Origin of the sequence: Salinimicrobium tongyeongense, from assembly GCF_026109735.1 — a bacterium.
Lineage (GTDB): Bacteria > Bacteroidota > Bacteroidia > Flavobacteriales > Flavobacteriaceae > Salinimicrobium > Salinimicrobium tongyeongense.
On the sequence record NZ_CP069620.1, the window covers coordinates 676334 to 692415 of the forward strand.

The 16082-nt window shown below is 40.2% G+C and carries 10 protein-coding genes and 1 pseudogene; 5 read left to right on the plus strand and 6 right to left on the minus strand.

Annotation, left to right across the window (positions count from 1 at the left end; translation table 11 throughout):
* Positions 1-74: 74 nt before the first annotated feature.
* The 4 genes from JRG66_RS03015 to JRG66_RS03030 form a co-directional block, all read right to left on the minus strand.
* Positions 75-3155, minus strand: coding sequence for an efflux RND transporter permease subunit (locus JRG66_RS03015; protein WP_265164264.1), 3081 nt, complete (start codon positions 3153-3155; stop codon positions 75-77).
* 18 nt (positions 3156-3173) lie between these two features.
* On the minus strand, positions 3174-4676 hold the full coding sequence (locus JRG66_RS03020) for an efflux RND transporter periplasmic adaptor subunit (RefSeq protein ID WP_265164266.1): 1503 nt from the start codon (positions 4674-4676) through the stop codon (positions 3174-3176).
* 298 nt (positions 4677-4974) lie between these two features.
* On the minus strand, positions 4975-6159 hold the full coding sequence (locus JRG66_RS03025) for a TolC family protein (protein ID WP_265164267.1): 1185 nt from the start codon (positions 6157-6159) through the stop codon (positions 4975-4977).
* A 71-nt stretch (positions 6160-6230) separates the two neighbouring features.
* Positions 6231-6668, minus strand: coding sequence for a DUF6769 family protein (locus tag JRG66_RS03030; protein WP_265164269.1), 438 nt, complete (start codon positions 6666-6668; stop codon positions 6231-6233).
* Positions 6669-6999: 331 nt separating this feature from the next.
* Here JRG66_RS03030 and JRG66_RS03035 point away from each other — a divergent pair, with 331 nt between their 5' ends.
* The 4 genes and pseudogenes from JRG66_RS03035 to JRG66_RS15710 all read left to right on the plus strand — a co-directional run.
* Positions 7000-7386, plus strand: coding sequence for a DUF302 domain-containing protein (locus JRG66_RS03035; protein WP_265164270.1), 387 nt, complete (start codon positions 7000-7002; stop codon positions 7384-7386).
* 257 nt (positions 7387-7643) lie between these two features.
* On the plus strand, positions 7644-7691 hold the full coding sequence (locus JRG66_RS03040; RefSeq protein ID WP_265165396.1) for a hypothetical protein: 48 nt from the start codon (positions 7644-7646) through the stop codon (positions 7689-7691).
* A gap of 168 nt (positions 7692-7859) precedes the next feature.
* The gene (locus JRG66_RS03045; RefSeq protein WP_265164272.1) at positions 7860-8447 is read left to right on the plus strand and encodes a DUF4175 domain-containing protein; all 588 of its coding nucleotides are present in this window, start codon (positions 7860-7862) and stop codon (positions 8445-8447) included.
* Between the two features lie 697 nt (positions 8448-9144).
* A pseudogene (locus tag JRG66_RS15710) lies at positions 9145-9568 on the plus strand (transposase); the annotation flags it as partial.
* Positions 9569-9779: 211 nt separating this feature from the next.
* Here the strand turns inward: JRG66_RS15710 and JRG66_RS03055 are convergent.
* Together JRG66_RS03055 and JRG66_RS03060 are read right to left on the minus strand one after the other, a co-directional pair.
* Entirely contained in the window at positions 9780-11045 is a 1266-nt protein-coding gene (locus JRG66_RS03055; protein WP_265164273.1) for an IS256 family transposase, read from the minus strand.
* 35 nt (positions 11046-11080) lie between these two features.
* Positions 11081-12349, minus strand: a complete 1269-nt coding sequence (locus JRG66_RS03060) for a phage integrase SAM-like domain-containing protein (protein WP_265164275.1) — start codon at positions 12347-12349, stop codon at positions 11081-11083.
* Between the two features lie 567 nt (positions 12350-12916).
* On the opposite strand from JRG66_RS03060, the gene JRG66_RS03065 reads away from it, so the two are divergent.
* Positions 12917-16081, plus strand: coding sequence for a SusC/RagA family TonB-linked outer membrane protein (locus JRG66_RS03065; protein WP_265164276.1), 3165 nt, complete (start codon positions 12917-12919; stop codon positions 16079-16081).
* The last annotated feature ends 1 nt before the right edge of the window (position 16082 follow it).

Genomic DNA, 16082 nt, shown 5'->3' on the forward strand with positions numbered 1-16082 from the left:
CCAAACCTCAATCTATCAAAAATAAAAAATCCCGAAATTTTACTTTCGGGATTTTTAAAAATTACTCTTGAGTATTAAAGTTTCTTAGTAACAAGATCATACACACAAGGGATTACGACCAGGTTCAGAATGGTTGCCGAGAGTAACCCCCCAAGTATCACCACAGCCATCGGGCTCTGGATCTCACTTCCCGGTTCCCCTCCTTTTAAAGCTAATGGAATAAGTGCCAGACCTGTAGTGAAGGCTGTCATTAGGATCGGATTTAACCGGTCCAATGCGCCCGATTTGATCAATTCAAAACCTCTTAAGCCTTCCTGCCGTAAGTCTTCGTATCTGGACACCAGTAGGATTCCGTTTCGAGTAGCAATCCCAAAGAGACTAATGAAACCGATAGTCGAAGCTATGCTCACAATTCCCGATGTAAAGTACACGATAAGGATTCCCCCGATCAATGCCAGCGGCAGATTGATAAGGACGATAAAAGCCAGTTTGACATTCTTAAATTCAAAATACAGCAACAGGAAAATTACCAGGATCGCCAAAACAGCTGAAATCATCAGCATCTGTGAGGCTCTGGATTCACTTTCGAATTGTCCGCCGTATTCAACCCTGTAACCTTCCGGAATATCTACGGAAGAATTTACGGTTTCCCTGATCTTTTCTACCGCGCTTCGCAGATCCCGTCCCTGCACATTGGCAGCTACAACGATCTTACGCTGTACATCTTCCCTGCTAATGGTATTGGGGCTGCTTACAGAGGAAACTGTGGCAAGCTGTTCCAATGGCACCTGTGAGCCGTTCGGAAGTCCTATTAAAGCAGTTTTAATATTCTCAATACTGTTTCTGAACTCCTCACCATATCTCACCACAAGGTCAAAGTATTTTTGACCTTCATAGATCTCCCCTACCTCGTGGCCGGCAAAGGCAACATCCACCTGTTCCATTAATTCGCCGACAGTCATGCCGTAAGCAGAGAGGATCTGGCGTTTTGGCGTGATCTTGATCTGCGGCACCTCGATCTGCTGATCAACCGCTACATCGGCAAGTCCGTTGATGGGGCTTATACTTTGCTCCACGTCTGTTCCAATTTCATAAAGCTGTTGCAGATCGGGTCCGAATATTTTGATCGCAATATTTGCCCGGGTTCCAGAAAGCATATGGTCGATTCGGTGAGCAATGGGTTGCCCTAAAGTGATATTTACTCCGGGCACCATACTCAGTTTTCCCCTTACCTCTTCAAAGAATTCTTCCTTCGATTTTTCTTCCAGTGTAAAAGGCACATCGATCTCGGCGGCATTTACCCCCTGGGCATGCTCATCCAATTCGGCCCTACCTGTCCTTCGGGTCACCACATCAACTTCGGGCATTTCGAGTAACAGCTGTTCTACCTGTCTTCCTGTCTTGTTGCTTTCTTCCAGGGACATTGCCGGAGGACCAACTACGCTGATCACCAGGGAACCTTCATTAAATTCCGGAAGGAAACTTCTCCCCAGCTGTGTGAAAAGGGCGATACTCAGTAAAAAAGCGATTACAGTTACTCCAATCACCGTTTTAGGGATCTTCAGTGCTCGGTTGAGAGTTGCGGCGTAACGCTGCTGTAACCATCTTTCAACTTTGGTTCCCTGAGCCTGCTTCTTCAGCATTTTTTCATCTTTTAAAAGATAAGAACATAACACCGGAGTAACAGTAACTGCAACCACCAATGAGGTCAAAACTGAAGTGATAAAAGCAATTCCAAGTGGCTTCAGCAATCTGCCTTCCATTCCGCCAAGGAAAAACAACGGAATGAATGATACGATGATGATGAGCGTAGCAATGATAATCGAACTTCTTATTTCCACCGAAGCGTCCCTGACCACCGTAATAACAGATTGTCTTTCCGCTTCCGGTTTTCGAACATTCTCCCGCAGGCGTTTATAAACGTTCTCCACATCAATAATGGCGTCATCTACCAGTGCACCAATGGCAATAGCCATACCTCCCAGGCTCATCGTATTAATAGTGTACCCCAGCCATTTTAAAATGATTATGGACACCAGTAAGGAAATTGGGATGGCCAGCAGTGAAATAAAGGTGGTACGCCAGTTCATAAGAAAAATGAACAGCACGATAACCACAAAAAAGGCACCTTCGAGCAGGGTCATATTAAGGTTGCTAATCGAAGCATCAATAAAATCGGCCTGGCGGAAGATCTGACTTTTGATCTCGACACTTTTCGGCAAACTTGTTTCCAGTTCGGCGATGGCCTCATCCAACCTTTCGGTAAGTTCCAGCGTATTTACATCGGGCTGCTTGGAAATAGTCAGGATAACTGCCGGTTTTGCGTTTAGGGAACCATCCCCGATCTTATCGGCAGCACCTATCTGCACTTCAGCAACATCTTTTATCTTGATGCTCTGCCCGTTGACCTGTTTGACTACAGCTTGCTCCAGGTCTTCCACGGCGTAAGCTCTGCCGCTACCTTTGATGATATATTGATTCCCGTATTGATTCAAAAAACCACCCGGTGCATTCATATTTGCCTCCTGCACTTTTTCAGTCAGTTCGGCAAGGCTAACGTCGTAGTGCTTCATTTTTGCCGGATCGGCAAAAACCTGGTATTGCTTGTAATCCCCGCCTATCACCACCACGTTTGCAATCCCTCCAATGGCTTTGATCCGTGGTCGAATCTGCCAGTCTGAAAGTGTTCTCAGTTCCATTGGGCTCAGACTGTCTGAAGTCACTCCCAAAAGCATTACCTCGCCCATAATAGAAGAAATAGGTGCCATGGTCGGAGCGCCTACTCCACCCGGCAGGTTCTCACGCACCATGGGAATCCTTTCACTAACGATCTGTCTTGCTCTGTATATGTCGGTACCCCAGTCAAATTCAACCCAAACAATAGAAATTCCCGCAGCTGAAGAAGAACGGATCCTTCTCACATTTGGGGAACCGTTCATCGCGGTTTCGAGCTGGTAAGTCACCAGTTTCTCTACCTCTTCACTCTCCATACCGTGAGCTTCGGTAAGAATGGTCACTGTAGGTGCTGTAAGGTCTGGGAACACATCCACGTTCATGGTGCGTGCGAAGTAGAACCCTGTAACACTAAGCACTACCGCTGCCAAAAGCACAAGAAGGCGGTTGTGAAGTGAAATCGATAATATTTTATTTAACATCTAATTTTTGTTTCAGGATTAATGTTCGTGACCGTGACCCGGTGTTTCACCTGACATTGAAGCCATCTTTACCTGGTAATTGCCGGTTGTTACAACGACTTCCCCCTCTTGCAGTCCGCCCAAAACCTGTGCGTTCTTCCCATTTCGTTTTCCGATCCTTACCGGCCGTCTCTCGAAGCTTTCGCCGCCGGTTTGTACAATGACAGAATAGTTGCCATAGTCCTCCAGCAAGGCAGCTTCAGGAACTACAACTACTGTTTCAGCCTCTCCCAGGGCGATCTGTACTTCGGTAAAACTGCCTTCGGGCATTTCAACCACGTCATTTACTTTGACATAAACTGGAATCATTGGCTTTCCATCCTGCACCTCTTTGCCCACAGAAACAATGGATCCATCAGAATTTAATGCACTTTCCCAATCCCCCTGATCATTCCTGTACCAGACATTGGCGATGGATTCCTTACTTGGATTATAAGTCGCACTTAACTGGGTTTTCAGGAGTCGAGATTTGTCAGTACCTATAGTAATCAAATTTGCTCCCTGTTCCACATAATCTCCGTTAGAGGTATTGATGGATTTGATAAAACCGTCAAAAGGAGCGCGAATCTGCTTTCCGCCGGCTCCATAGTTAGAAGCCAGCGCACGGTAATTCGCTTCGGCTACGCGAAAATCACTTTCTACCTTTTCGAATTCCGCTTTGGGAACTATTCTGTCTTGATAAAGTTCCTTTTTTCGCTCATATTCGGCTTTCGCCTGGTCGTACCTGGCTTTCGCCTGGGCGATCTCCGCCTGAATATTATTGGAAGAAAGTCCTTCACTGCTCAAAGTCATCAACAACTGACCTCTGTTCACCTCGGAGCCTTCCGTTAAATTTTCGGAAACAAAATTCACCATTCCGTTAGCGCCGGCTGCAACGGTTTTATAAGTTCCCGGTGCCGCCTGCCATACTCCCGAAGTATGAACGATATCATAGACTTCACCTTTAGTCACAGGTTTTGTCTGAAAATCGATTTTCCAGGCCTGCTCCTTCAAAAAGCTTATTCCGGCTTCTTCTGCAGCCTCTATATTTTCTGCAGCTTCCGCCACCGAAGAGTAAACCCGTACATTTTCGATCACGATCCTGTCTGAATATTCAGGAGTTTTAAGGTCAAAGACCAGGTTGTAAGTTCCCGGCTCTTTCGGTTGTAAAGCGGGAGAAAAAATTCCGGGTGAAGAAGGTGCTTCCGCAGTATTACGAATACCGCTATCACCTCTTACAAGACTTACTGTCACCGATCCTTCACGAATCGGTTTATGTTTGCCCAACGAGGTGAAATGGGCAGCGAACTTGCTGATCTTTCCCTCCACCAAAGCCGGATATTCCACGAAAAGCTCCGTCTGGTCTGTCCACACGGTTTTGCTTATGGCCGGAACATCACCTGTAAGGTGGTTTCCTTCGGCATCGTGCGCATGGTCTTCTTCCGGGTTATTTCCGCAGGAATAAAGAAAAAGCGAGATGCACACTATAAAAATATATTTCATATCTGATTTTTAATTTTAGTGTTCGTGGTGCTCGGTACCATCGTCATGCATATGGCTTTCCTCTTCCTCGTGAGACATATCCAGAGAATCCTCGCCTACTGTGAACTCTTCCTGCATATGCCCCCCATCTTCATCATGTGGATGACCATGCTCTTCTTCCTCATGGGCGTGAGCTTCGACTCCCTCTCCATGTTCGTGCCCGTGATCTTCATTAGCTGTATCTCTACAAGCTGAAAAACCAAATACTAATATTGCTGCGAAAAATAAATTCCTGAATTTCATAATGTTTAATTTTAAATTACAATTGATGTTTTAAAAGTTGTGCTTTTAGCTGAAAAAGCTCTTTTTGCATTTCCAGCATTTTGTTATGCGCCTGCCGGTAAAATTCCACTTCCCGGTAATAATCAAGAAACGAGAATTCTCCCAGCTCATAGGCTTTAAATAGAAGTTCTTCGGAATTCAGGTCTTTAAAGGTATCCCGGTATTCCTCGTATTTCTGCTTTATTAACTGGTATTGCCGGTAATTTTCCTGAAATCGGGTATAGAATTGGGCAGTCTCGGCTCCGGCATTAGCCTGCACGTATTCCAACTGAGCTTTGGCAGCTCTCACTTTATTCTTACTATTCCATAGCGGAATGGAAAGTCCCCCTAAAAAGCCGGAATAATTGGTCGAATTCACTCCCTGATAATTATATCCAATGGTAAGATCTGGCAAAATTTTATTCTTTTGCAGTTTCACCTGTTGTTCCGCCACCGCCTCCAGGGCAGTCAACATTTGGACCTCGGCATCTGCGGAAAGTTTTTCGTTCCAAAGCACCTGCATTTCGGCAACTTCAGCGTCTTCAATGAACAGGATTTCATCTGCCTGAACCGGATTTCCCCCATTCAGTTTCTGAAGTTCCATCAAGGTGTTCTTCATTTCAATCTCTATTTGGTCCAATTCAAATTGTTGCTGCAGCCAGGCAACTTTGGCCTTATTCAGCTCCAGGATCCCGATCTGTTCCGCATCGAATAATCGCTGGATCTGTTTATACACCTGTTGTGCCTGTTCCAAGCGCTGTTGCTCCAGCTCTTCTCGCTGCTGCAGAATTTGAAGCTCGAAAAGCTCTTTTTTGGCCTGCAGAAGGACTTCTTGGCGCATGGCGTCGTACTCTAGTTCGAGTAGCTTCTTTTGTTTGTCAATCCGTTTGCTGCGGGCCGCATAGACCGTCGGAAATTCAAAGCGCTGAGATATTTGATATTCATAATAATCTTCTGTCTCATGCTCCCCAAATGGTAAATAATATGCTGAAGCCTGAGGGTCCGGCAGATTATTTTCAGTTTTGTTTCCAAGCTTCTGACTGCGAATAAACGACTGATATGCCTGTAGCTGCCTATTATTCTGGCTTATCTCCTTTAAAATGTCATTCCTTCCGGTATTCTGGCCAAATGAGCCGGTAGAGATAAGGAATCCGCAGAAAGCGGAAACTATATATCTGAACATAATTTTTGATTTTAGTTTAATCTATATGATAAGATCGGCCTGCTATTTTAAATAGTGGCCTGACTAGTTAATCAAACTAAGTCGGGAGGTCCCCGAAGTGAGAGTATGGATAAATAAGGGTTGAAATATTCATTGGGAGGCTGATAAATTTCAAAACTTTCTGAATCTTGATCAGCTAAAACCCAATTCTCTGAATAGTATTTATTTGAGGCTTTCTTTTTGGCTTCTGTCTTTTGCAATCTTACATCCTCGGAATATTCCTTAATAACCGGAATTTCATTCAAAGCAATCGTATGCGAATGAATGGCCAACAGATAGGACAAGAATCCCCCCTGCTTATCTTCTTGCTTCTTTTCGTGGTGATGATCTTCACCGGAATGATGATGATGCGCAACCTCCTTCTTCTCCTGCCCATGTGCATGGTGTGCATGTGGAATTATCTGATGAAGAGACATCAGCATAAAGATACCAAGGAGGAATAAAGCTTTTATTTGAGATTTTGTACGCACAGACTACAAAAGTAGTAATTTATCACAGAGATTTGAGAAAAAATAGTAAACCACAAGAACCTTAGCTCCTATGGTTTATACTTCAACTAATTAAATTGCTAACTATTTAAGTTATACATTTAAATAAAATTTCTTTTGAGTTAGAAAATCATGTAAAATACCAATTTCCACTACTTCGAGTTCTTCGAGGGTATCATCTTTAATAACTTGAACTTTTTCAAAGAAAAGCCGCAGATGACGATTAAGCTTAAAATCTTATGTAACAATTGTTACTGAAAGTCTCTTTATATAAATTTATTTTCATGAGTTAATCATTTAAAAAGAAAAATGTATGAAATATTATTTTGCCAAAACAGTGTCGGGAGAATTTGAAGAAGTAATTAAAAAAGTTACCAATGAATTGGAAAAGGAAGGTTTTGGGGTGCTCACCCAAATAGATATAGCAGCTACCCTAAAGAAGAAACTGGATGTTGATTTTAAAAAATATCAAATCCTGGGTGCCTGCAATGCTCCCTACGCACACAAAGCACTAAAAGCCGAAGATAAGATCGGTACTATGTTGCCTTGTAATGTAATTGTTCAGGAAGTGGCAAAGGGTAAAATTGCGATCGCTGCAGTAAACCCTTCGGCATCTATGCAGGCGGTAGGAAACAAAGATTTAGAAGAGATCGCCACAGAAATTGGAAATAAACTACAAAAAATAGTGGATAACGTTTAAATTAAACAACTTCGGAGTATTTAAATCTCGATTATCGAGTAAATTTTCCAGAATTTGGAGAAAGAAAAACGAACTCAAAAAACTAAAACTCAGAATTATACTGAAAGCCGGAAAACCGTATCGATTTGGAATTCTATCAAAGAAGGTATAATTCACGAAGGATGGCAGGATACGGTTTTATTAATGCCCGGAATGAAAATTCGTTTGATAATGGATTTCAACGATTTTAAAGGTCTTTTGTATATCATTGCCATAATCTGGAACATGAGGATATGGGAATGATGAGAATTTTCCTCATAAAATAAAGCCTTTCATAAGAAAAGGGATAGATATTATATAAACTACTTTTATAAAAGCTCCTTAATATCCTTAATGAGTTGAACAGGACCAGAAAAAATAAACTTTTTATAAATTTAAATAACCGATTTAATAATTTTTAAAACTAGAATATGAGAACAATAGTAAAAACTTTAATGATTATTGGAGTAGCAAGCACTTTACTTAGCTGTAAATCAACCTTCAATGCTGCCGAAACGATGGATGTAAATGAAAATCGATATGCGGTCTATCAGGAAATTATATCGAATCCGAATAATTTTAAGGAATTTATTGGCCAGGCTCAGCAAAGTGAAGAGGCTAAAAAAATCATGATACAGGAACACATGCAAATGATGGAATCGGGAAAAATGAAAGGTATGATGGCCAATAATCCCGAAATGAAAGAAAAAATGAAATCGCATATGCAAAAAATGATGGAGGAAAATCCTGAAATGCAGGAAATGATGATGAAAAAAATGATGGATAAGCAGGAAATGCGTCAGAAGATGATGGAAAAAATGCAGGAAAATCCGCAAATGCGTAAGCAAATAATGGAAAAAATGCACGGAATGATGCGAAAAAATCCGGAAATGCGTGAACAGATGACACAAAGTATGCAAAAAATGATGCAGGAAAACCCCGAGATGATGGAAAAAATGATGCAGAAGATGATGGAAAATCCAGAGATGATGCAAAAAATGAAAGATAAGATGAAACAAAAACCAGGAAATCGTAAAAACTAGAATTCTAACCGCAAAAAATATTCAAATACATACATTGAAAAATTAACTCCTAAATCTGAGGAAGAAGGATATTTAAAAACATTTGTGTCCGGTTAAATTTTTAAAAGCGGGATTCCCTTGATGGGTTTCCCGCTTTAGAGTAATTTGGTTTTTACCACAAAATCAAATACTATGAACAAAAGTACTCACTTTAGCGGACATCCAATAAATAAAAAATTAGGACTATCTCATAAACTGTGTAAATGTAAAACATGTAGGTTTGCCAACCTCCAAGTCTTTTAAATCTTGCCTGCAAATTCCAGACAATAATATTTACACAATGAAAAAAGATTTATTCGATGATGAATTTTTAAAAGAGTTTAAATCAGGAGAAGAACTTGGAATTTTTTAATCAACTTTAAAAACGTGGATTGGAGAAAATGCTTGAGTGTGAATTGGATGACCATTTCGATTATGATAAGCACTAGAAGTCTAGATCTGGAGTTCTTTTGGTGAAGGCACTGTAAAGGTTCCTGAGACCGGGTTGGATCCTTTGTTCCCAAGGGACAGAACATGGTTGATGCCATCGAAAATATCAAGGAATGAGCAATAGCGATTTTGAGGAACACATCTCTGAGGTTAATGGTTTTGATGTCTCTACTCCCGAATTACAGACCGAATCAGCAGTGATATCGTTGCCGGGTAAAATCATCCTTTAAATACCTGTAGATATGTAGTTTGGAAATATAAAAAAGTCTTTACCAAAGACATTAAGCTCATTTATGATGCACTTCCCCAACAAGCAGCAGAAGCTGCTCTGGAGGATTTTGTCAACAAATGGAATTCCACATACTCTTATGCTAATAAAGCTGGAGAGACAACTGGAATGACCTTACCGTCTTCTATGAGTTCCGCTGGAGATCAGACGAATTATTTATTCCACCAATCGTTTTGAGAACCTGAACGGGAAGATCAGAAAGTACACCAACAACCAATTATCCTCACCAACCGATGATGCTGTAATCAAATCTGTATATTTAGCTCCGAAGGAAGCAATTAAAAAATGGTCAACGCCTATTAGAAACTCGGGAATCGTCCTCAATCAGTTCTTGACTATCTACGAAGAAAGAGTTCAGTTTTAGATTTTAAAGTCAAACACTTTTATTTTAAATTTCCACGCTTTAAGGGATAGTGTCTAAAATCACTTTTTTAAACTTTCAAACGTTACGGGAAAGTCTCACCTAATCAAAAATTTATCACACTATCCAAAGCTTCATCAGCATCTCGATGAATGAAATTGGCCTGATAATTCAGAGTAGTCTTTAGATTACTATGTCGCTAAGGGTCTGTAATTTAAACTCTGTCTGATCTTTCAATATTTCTGTTGATGATTCCAGAGGTACTGGTATTTATAGCCAGTGGTATCCTGTCTCCAAATTTAATATAAAATTGCTGAATCGTAAGGCTCCAATTATGAAGAGGAGCTGTCCATTTCTTTTCGATGTTCTTGGTGGCCAAGTAGACCAGCTTCAGTAGTGACATGTCATTAGTGAAGGCTCCTTTGGTTTTTGTAACCTTACGAACCTGACGATGGAAACCTTCAACGGCATTAGTAGTATAGATTATCCTTCTGATTGGTTCGGTGTACTGAAAATACTGTGAGAGTTCCTCCCAATTGCGTTGCCAGCTATCAATGACTACTGGATACTTCTGACCCCATTTTTCTTCCAGGTTAAGCAGTTCATCTTCAGCTATTTCTTTGTTCACGGCCCTATACACTTTCTTAAGATCTCGCATAAATTCCTTTTGATTCTTTGAAGCAATGTACTTTAGGGAGTTTCTTATTTGATGAACAATACAAAGCTGTACCTGTGTCTTAGGAAACACGCTTAGAATAGCATTAGTAAAACCTTTTAGATTATCTGTACAGGCAATTAAAATATCTTCCAGTCCCCGGTTTTGTAGATCGGTTAGCACCTGGAGCCAAAAATTAGCGCCTTCGCTTTCAGAGATGTACATACCTAGAACTTCCTTATATCCCTCTTTATTGATTCCTAAAATATTGTAGAGAGCCTTATGTTCTATTTTTCCTTCTACCTTCACTTTGTAATGCATCGCATCAAGCCATACAATGCAGTAAAGGGAATCCAGAGGACGGCTCTGCCATGCTTTTACATCGGGAATGATCTTGTCAGTGATCTGACTTAAGACCGTGTGAGAAATGTCCGTGTCGTACATCTCCTTGATGTGTGAAGATATGTCACGGTAGCTCATTCCAAGGCCATAGAGACCTATGATCTTTTCAGATAGATTATCCGCTAATATAGTCTGGCGCTTCTTTACCAATTCTGGCTCAAAACTGCTTTGCCGATCTTGTGGGGTATTAATTTCAAAGGATCCGAAGCCGCTCTTTATCTTCTTTTTTCCTTTGCCGTTGCGCTTATTACCACCGGAACGTTCTTCCTCATTAAGATGAGAATCCATCTCTGCTTCAAGAGCTTTTTCAATAAAATTCTTAAGCATAGGTGCAAAGGCACCATCTTTTCCGAAGAGACTCTTGCCCGATATAAACTGCTCCAGGGCTTTCTTCTCTAAATTTTGTTGTTCTTCTGTTGTCATGGGTTTGTCTGAATAAAATTATTTAAAAATCCTTTTCAGACAGAGTTTATTTTACACCCTCGTCGATAGAGCTTTTGCAGCATCAAAGGATGAATTTTATCACCTGCAATATTCCCAAAGCTATGTCTTGCAATGTGATTGGATAAATTTTTATCTATACCACATTCCTCTGCAATTCGTTTTAGATATTTATTGAGAAGTTTGGTAGCATTTTTTGTTTTAATATAAATTTCTTCAGCATCTTTAGGATGGACATTTTTTAGAAAAGGAAATACATATCCATTATAAAGTATCTTGTCCTTTCTGTAATAGCTTAATATTTTTTCGGCTTTATCAGGAATTTTTAAGCTCAATGCCTTTTCATTCTTATTCATTACATAATAAAGACGATTATCTTTAAAATCAGACCATTTCAGTTTAACCACATCAGAAATACGTATGCCTGCAAAATAGAAAGCAAACAACCATACATTATGAGTATGCCAAATTGAAGCACCTTCTTCAAATTTTAGAACTTCTATTTTTTCAACCTCTTCTATAGTTAGACCGATTTTATTACCAGAACCAATTCGAATTTTCTCTTTTTCCCCTGCAAAAGGATAATATTTTTGATCAATAATACCTTCTTTTATTGCTAGATTAAAAAGTGTTCTAATAAAAATAAGCTGATTCGTAACAGTTCTAGTTGTTTGGTTTAAATAAGAAAGACAAAAAGTTTTATATTTATTTATAAATGCCTCATCAATTTCCTGAAATCGTAAAGCTGTACTTTTTTGAAAATAGTTCACTCCATCCATCCACATATATTCGGCCCTTTTTGCCCTACTTATACGCTCTCTACGTCGTTCTTTGATCTCTTTGATAACTGTAGATTTGTTTTTAGATTTTTTTAGATTTAAAAATTCTTCTAAATTATAGAGGATTGACAATTCAGATTTGGCTACAGAGAATGTCCCCCTTTCATATTTGTCCTTTATACGTTCAGCTGCTAATGCAAAAAAAGATTTTAAGCCTCCAGGACCTTTTAATTTTTGTTTGGCTTGTTTGGGAGTAATACGATCTTTCGACTCAAAATAAATATCATTGACCTCGGTCAACTTTTTCATCAAAAAATTGTTCAATTTTCTATAATTGGGATGAGTTCTCTTAACTTTTCCAGCAGTTTTATCCCAGTCCTTTTCAAAAACATATTGTCCAAGCCAATGATAATTTGTTTTATAATTTTCACTAATCCTCAATGCAAGGGGAATTGTGCCATCCTTTCTTATCATGTTCTTCCGTAAAACAATCTTTACATTAGCCATAATGATCTGATTTAAAACTTAGTAAAGATAGTGAAATGTTTAGGCAGTTAGTACAGAATAAGTACAGAATAGTACAGAATAAGTACAGAATAATTTGATTTTAATACCTTCTAATTAAGATCAGGTATTATATAAAGCACTGTAAATCAAATATTTTGCATGGTTTTAGTTGAAATTGCATAGATAAAACATCAAGTTCATAACCCGGAGGTCACGAGTTCAAATCTCGTTCTCGCTACTCTTACTCAACAAAAGCCGGGAATTTCTCCCGGCTTTTTTATTGCCGGTGGTTTAAGGATCATCCTGGTTTAAAAAGTTTCTTCTCCTGCTACTTTCGGTATATTTTTACCTACACAAAAAACTTCAATAAAATTTACATAAAAGATAAAACTAGAAGAAGCAAATTTTGTGCAATGATTTGCAAATAAAGTGCAAATATCTTAAAAGCATCTTAATTAGTTTTATACCACATAAACTTTTTAAATCTAAGTTGCAGAATTGAGTAGCATTACTCCTCCTTAAATACTACATCGATTTCGCTTGGATACTAACCACAAAAAATAAAAAATGAAACAAAAATTACTTGTGTTAATTCCACTTTTGGTGTTCTGTCTCACAGTATATTCTCAACAGGCTGAGACTCCAGTTAGTGGAATAGTTGTAGACGCAGAAACAGGAACACCGCTTCCTGGGGCAAACATTCTAGAAAAAGGCACCTCTAATGGTGTAATGACTGATTTCGATGGAAATTTTGAAATTTTGGTGCCTGCCGATGCCACTTTGGTAGTGTCATATGTTGGTTACACTTCACATGAAGTACCAGTTGAAGGAAATTCTAAATTAACCATAAACCTCAAGCCTGATGCCGCTACTCTTGATGAAGTAGTGGTTGTGGGTTATGGTACTCAAAAGAAGGCTAACCTTACGGGAGCGGTAACAACAGTAGACTCTGAAGTTCTTCAGTCCCGTCCTGTTCCCAATGTAAGTGAAATGCTACAGGGGGTGGTTCCAGGTCTTAATTTTCAAACATCCGGACTGGGGGGTGAATTAAATTCCGGACTTAGTTTCAACATACGTGGCTCGGGTACTATTGGCTCCGGTTCTAACTCTGCTCCACTCGTTCTGGTAGATGGTATGGAAGCAAACCTGGATGCTCTAAATCCCCAGAACATCGAATCTATAACTGTGCTAAAAGATGCAGCTGCTGCCGCTGTATATGGTTCAAGGGCTGCCTTTGGTGTGATTCTGGTTACCACAAAAGATGGCAGGTTGGGCATACCAACTATTAACTACAGTAATAACTTTCGTTTTAGCTCTCCGCTGCACGTTCCAAACATGATGGATTCCCATACATTTGCTTTGTACTGGAATGAAGCAGCTGAAAATTCGGGTCAGGCACCGCCATTTTCGCAAGAAGTAATTGAAAGAATAATTAAATATCAAAACGGAGATATTGACTATGGCACAGTACCCAATGCAAATGGCGACAGGTATCAATATTATACTGGGTCTAATGCCAATACAGATTGGTTTGAGGAACTATATAAAGATTATTCATTTTCACAAGAGCATAACCTGAGTCTAAGCGGAGGTACTGAAAAAACTACATATTTCACTTCTGCAAGGTTTCTGGATCAAGGAGGTCTACTTGCCTACGGGGAAGATAGATTGGAAGATTACGATTTTAGCGGTAAGTTGAACACAGAAATTTCGAAATATGTAAGGTTCAACTCCAGCACCCGGTTTTCACGCAGAGAATATGAAAGACCTACACAGCAGGGAGGCTTATTCTATCACAATATTGCCCGAAGATGGCCAACCGTACCCGTGAGGGATCCAAATGGGAATTTTGGTGACTCTTCAGGAGAAATTCCGCAACTGGTGCAGGGAGGACGCACCAATGACCTTGTTGATAGATTATATTTACAGGGGCAGTTGACAATTACACCTCTTGAGGGATGGAATATATACGCCATTGGTAATTACAAGATCACCAATGTAAACAACCATTCGGAAGTTCTTCCGGCTTATGCATATGATGTGGCTGGAGACCCTTACCCTGTTGCTGTAGGATGGAATTCTCCTGGTTATAGTTCAGTCTACGAGTACAATCGCAAAGAAGATTATTTCAGCACTAACATTTACTCTGATTACACCTTTGACTTCAATGAGGTTCACAATTTCAAAGTCATGGCCGGCTATAATTCGGAATTGACAAAGTATCGAACAATAGGTGCTTCAAGAAGTGGATTAATCACACCCGATCTTCCCACTATTGATACTGCCACAGATGAAAGTAGGGCAACAGAAGGCCAATACCAACACTGGTCTGTAGCAGGATTCTTTGGCAGATTAAATTACAATTACAAAGAAAGGTATTTACTGGAGGTTAACGCCCGCTATGATGGTTCTTCCCGCTTTATCAATGATAAACGCTGGAACCTGTTCCCTTCAGTATCGGCAGGCTGGAACATTGCCAACGAAAGATTCTGGCATTTAGACAAAACCATTCAATTGCTAAAACTAAGAGGTTCTTATGGAGAACTTGGTAACCAGAATACAAGCAACTGGTACCCCTTTTACCAGTCTATGCCCGTAGGTACGGCTAATGGTAGCTGGTTACTCAATGGTGAAAAACCAAATACAGCAAGTGCACCCGGTCTTGTAAGTTCCCTGCTTACATGGGAAAGAGTGACCAGCTGGAACGTGGGCTTAGATATGGCACTTTTGAGAAACAGATTGAATTTAAGTGTAGAATACTTTAACAGAAAAACTCTTGATATGGTAGGGCCTGCACCCCAATTACCTGCCATACTTGGAACTGCAGTGCCACGAATTAATAATGCCGATATGGAGTCAACCGGAGTTGAACTTGAAATAAACTGGAGAGATTATATTGGAGATTTCAATTACAGTATTAGAGGAACCATTTCTGATTCCAAACAAAAGGTGCTCAGCTATCCGAACCCTACAAATAATATTTCAGACTGGTATGACGGTAGGGCAATGGGTGAAATTTGGGGATACAAAACTATTGGAATTGCCAAAACAGATGAAGAAATGCAGAACCATCTGGCAAACACCAGTCAAAGCCAATTAGGAAGTAACTGGGAAGCCGGTGATATTATGTATGCCGATCTAAATGGAGATGGTGAGATTAATTCAGGAGATGGCACCCTTGAAAATCCGGGAGACTTAACTATAATAGGTAACTCTACTCCTCGCTACACCTTTGGAATTGACATGAGCGGTGACTACAAAGGGTTTGATTTCCGTGTATTCTTACAGGGTTTCGGGAAAAGAGACTATATGCCAAATGGCCCCTATTTTTGGGGAGCTAATGGAGGAATGTGGCAATCTGCCGGGTTTGAAGAACACATGAACTTCTTTAGAGATGAAAATTCACCCATGGTGCAGGCAGGGCTGGCAGAGGTCAACCCCAATGCTTACTTTCCCCGTCCAATGTTCGGAAGTGGCAAAAATCAACAGACACAAACCAGGTATTTACAAGATGCTTCATACCTAAGAGTAAAAAATGTTCAGCTTGGATACTCCTTTGGAGCCTTTGAAAAGGCGCGTTTTAGAGTCTATGTTTCCGGGGAAAATTTGTTGACCTTTACAGATATGATAGATATGTTTGATCCTGAATCTATTGGTTTGGGAGGCTGGAATGACGGTAAAACATACCCTTACTCACAGGTATATTCAGTTGGTCTTAATATCACTTACTAAA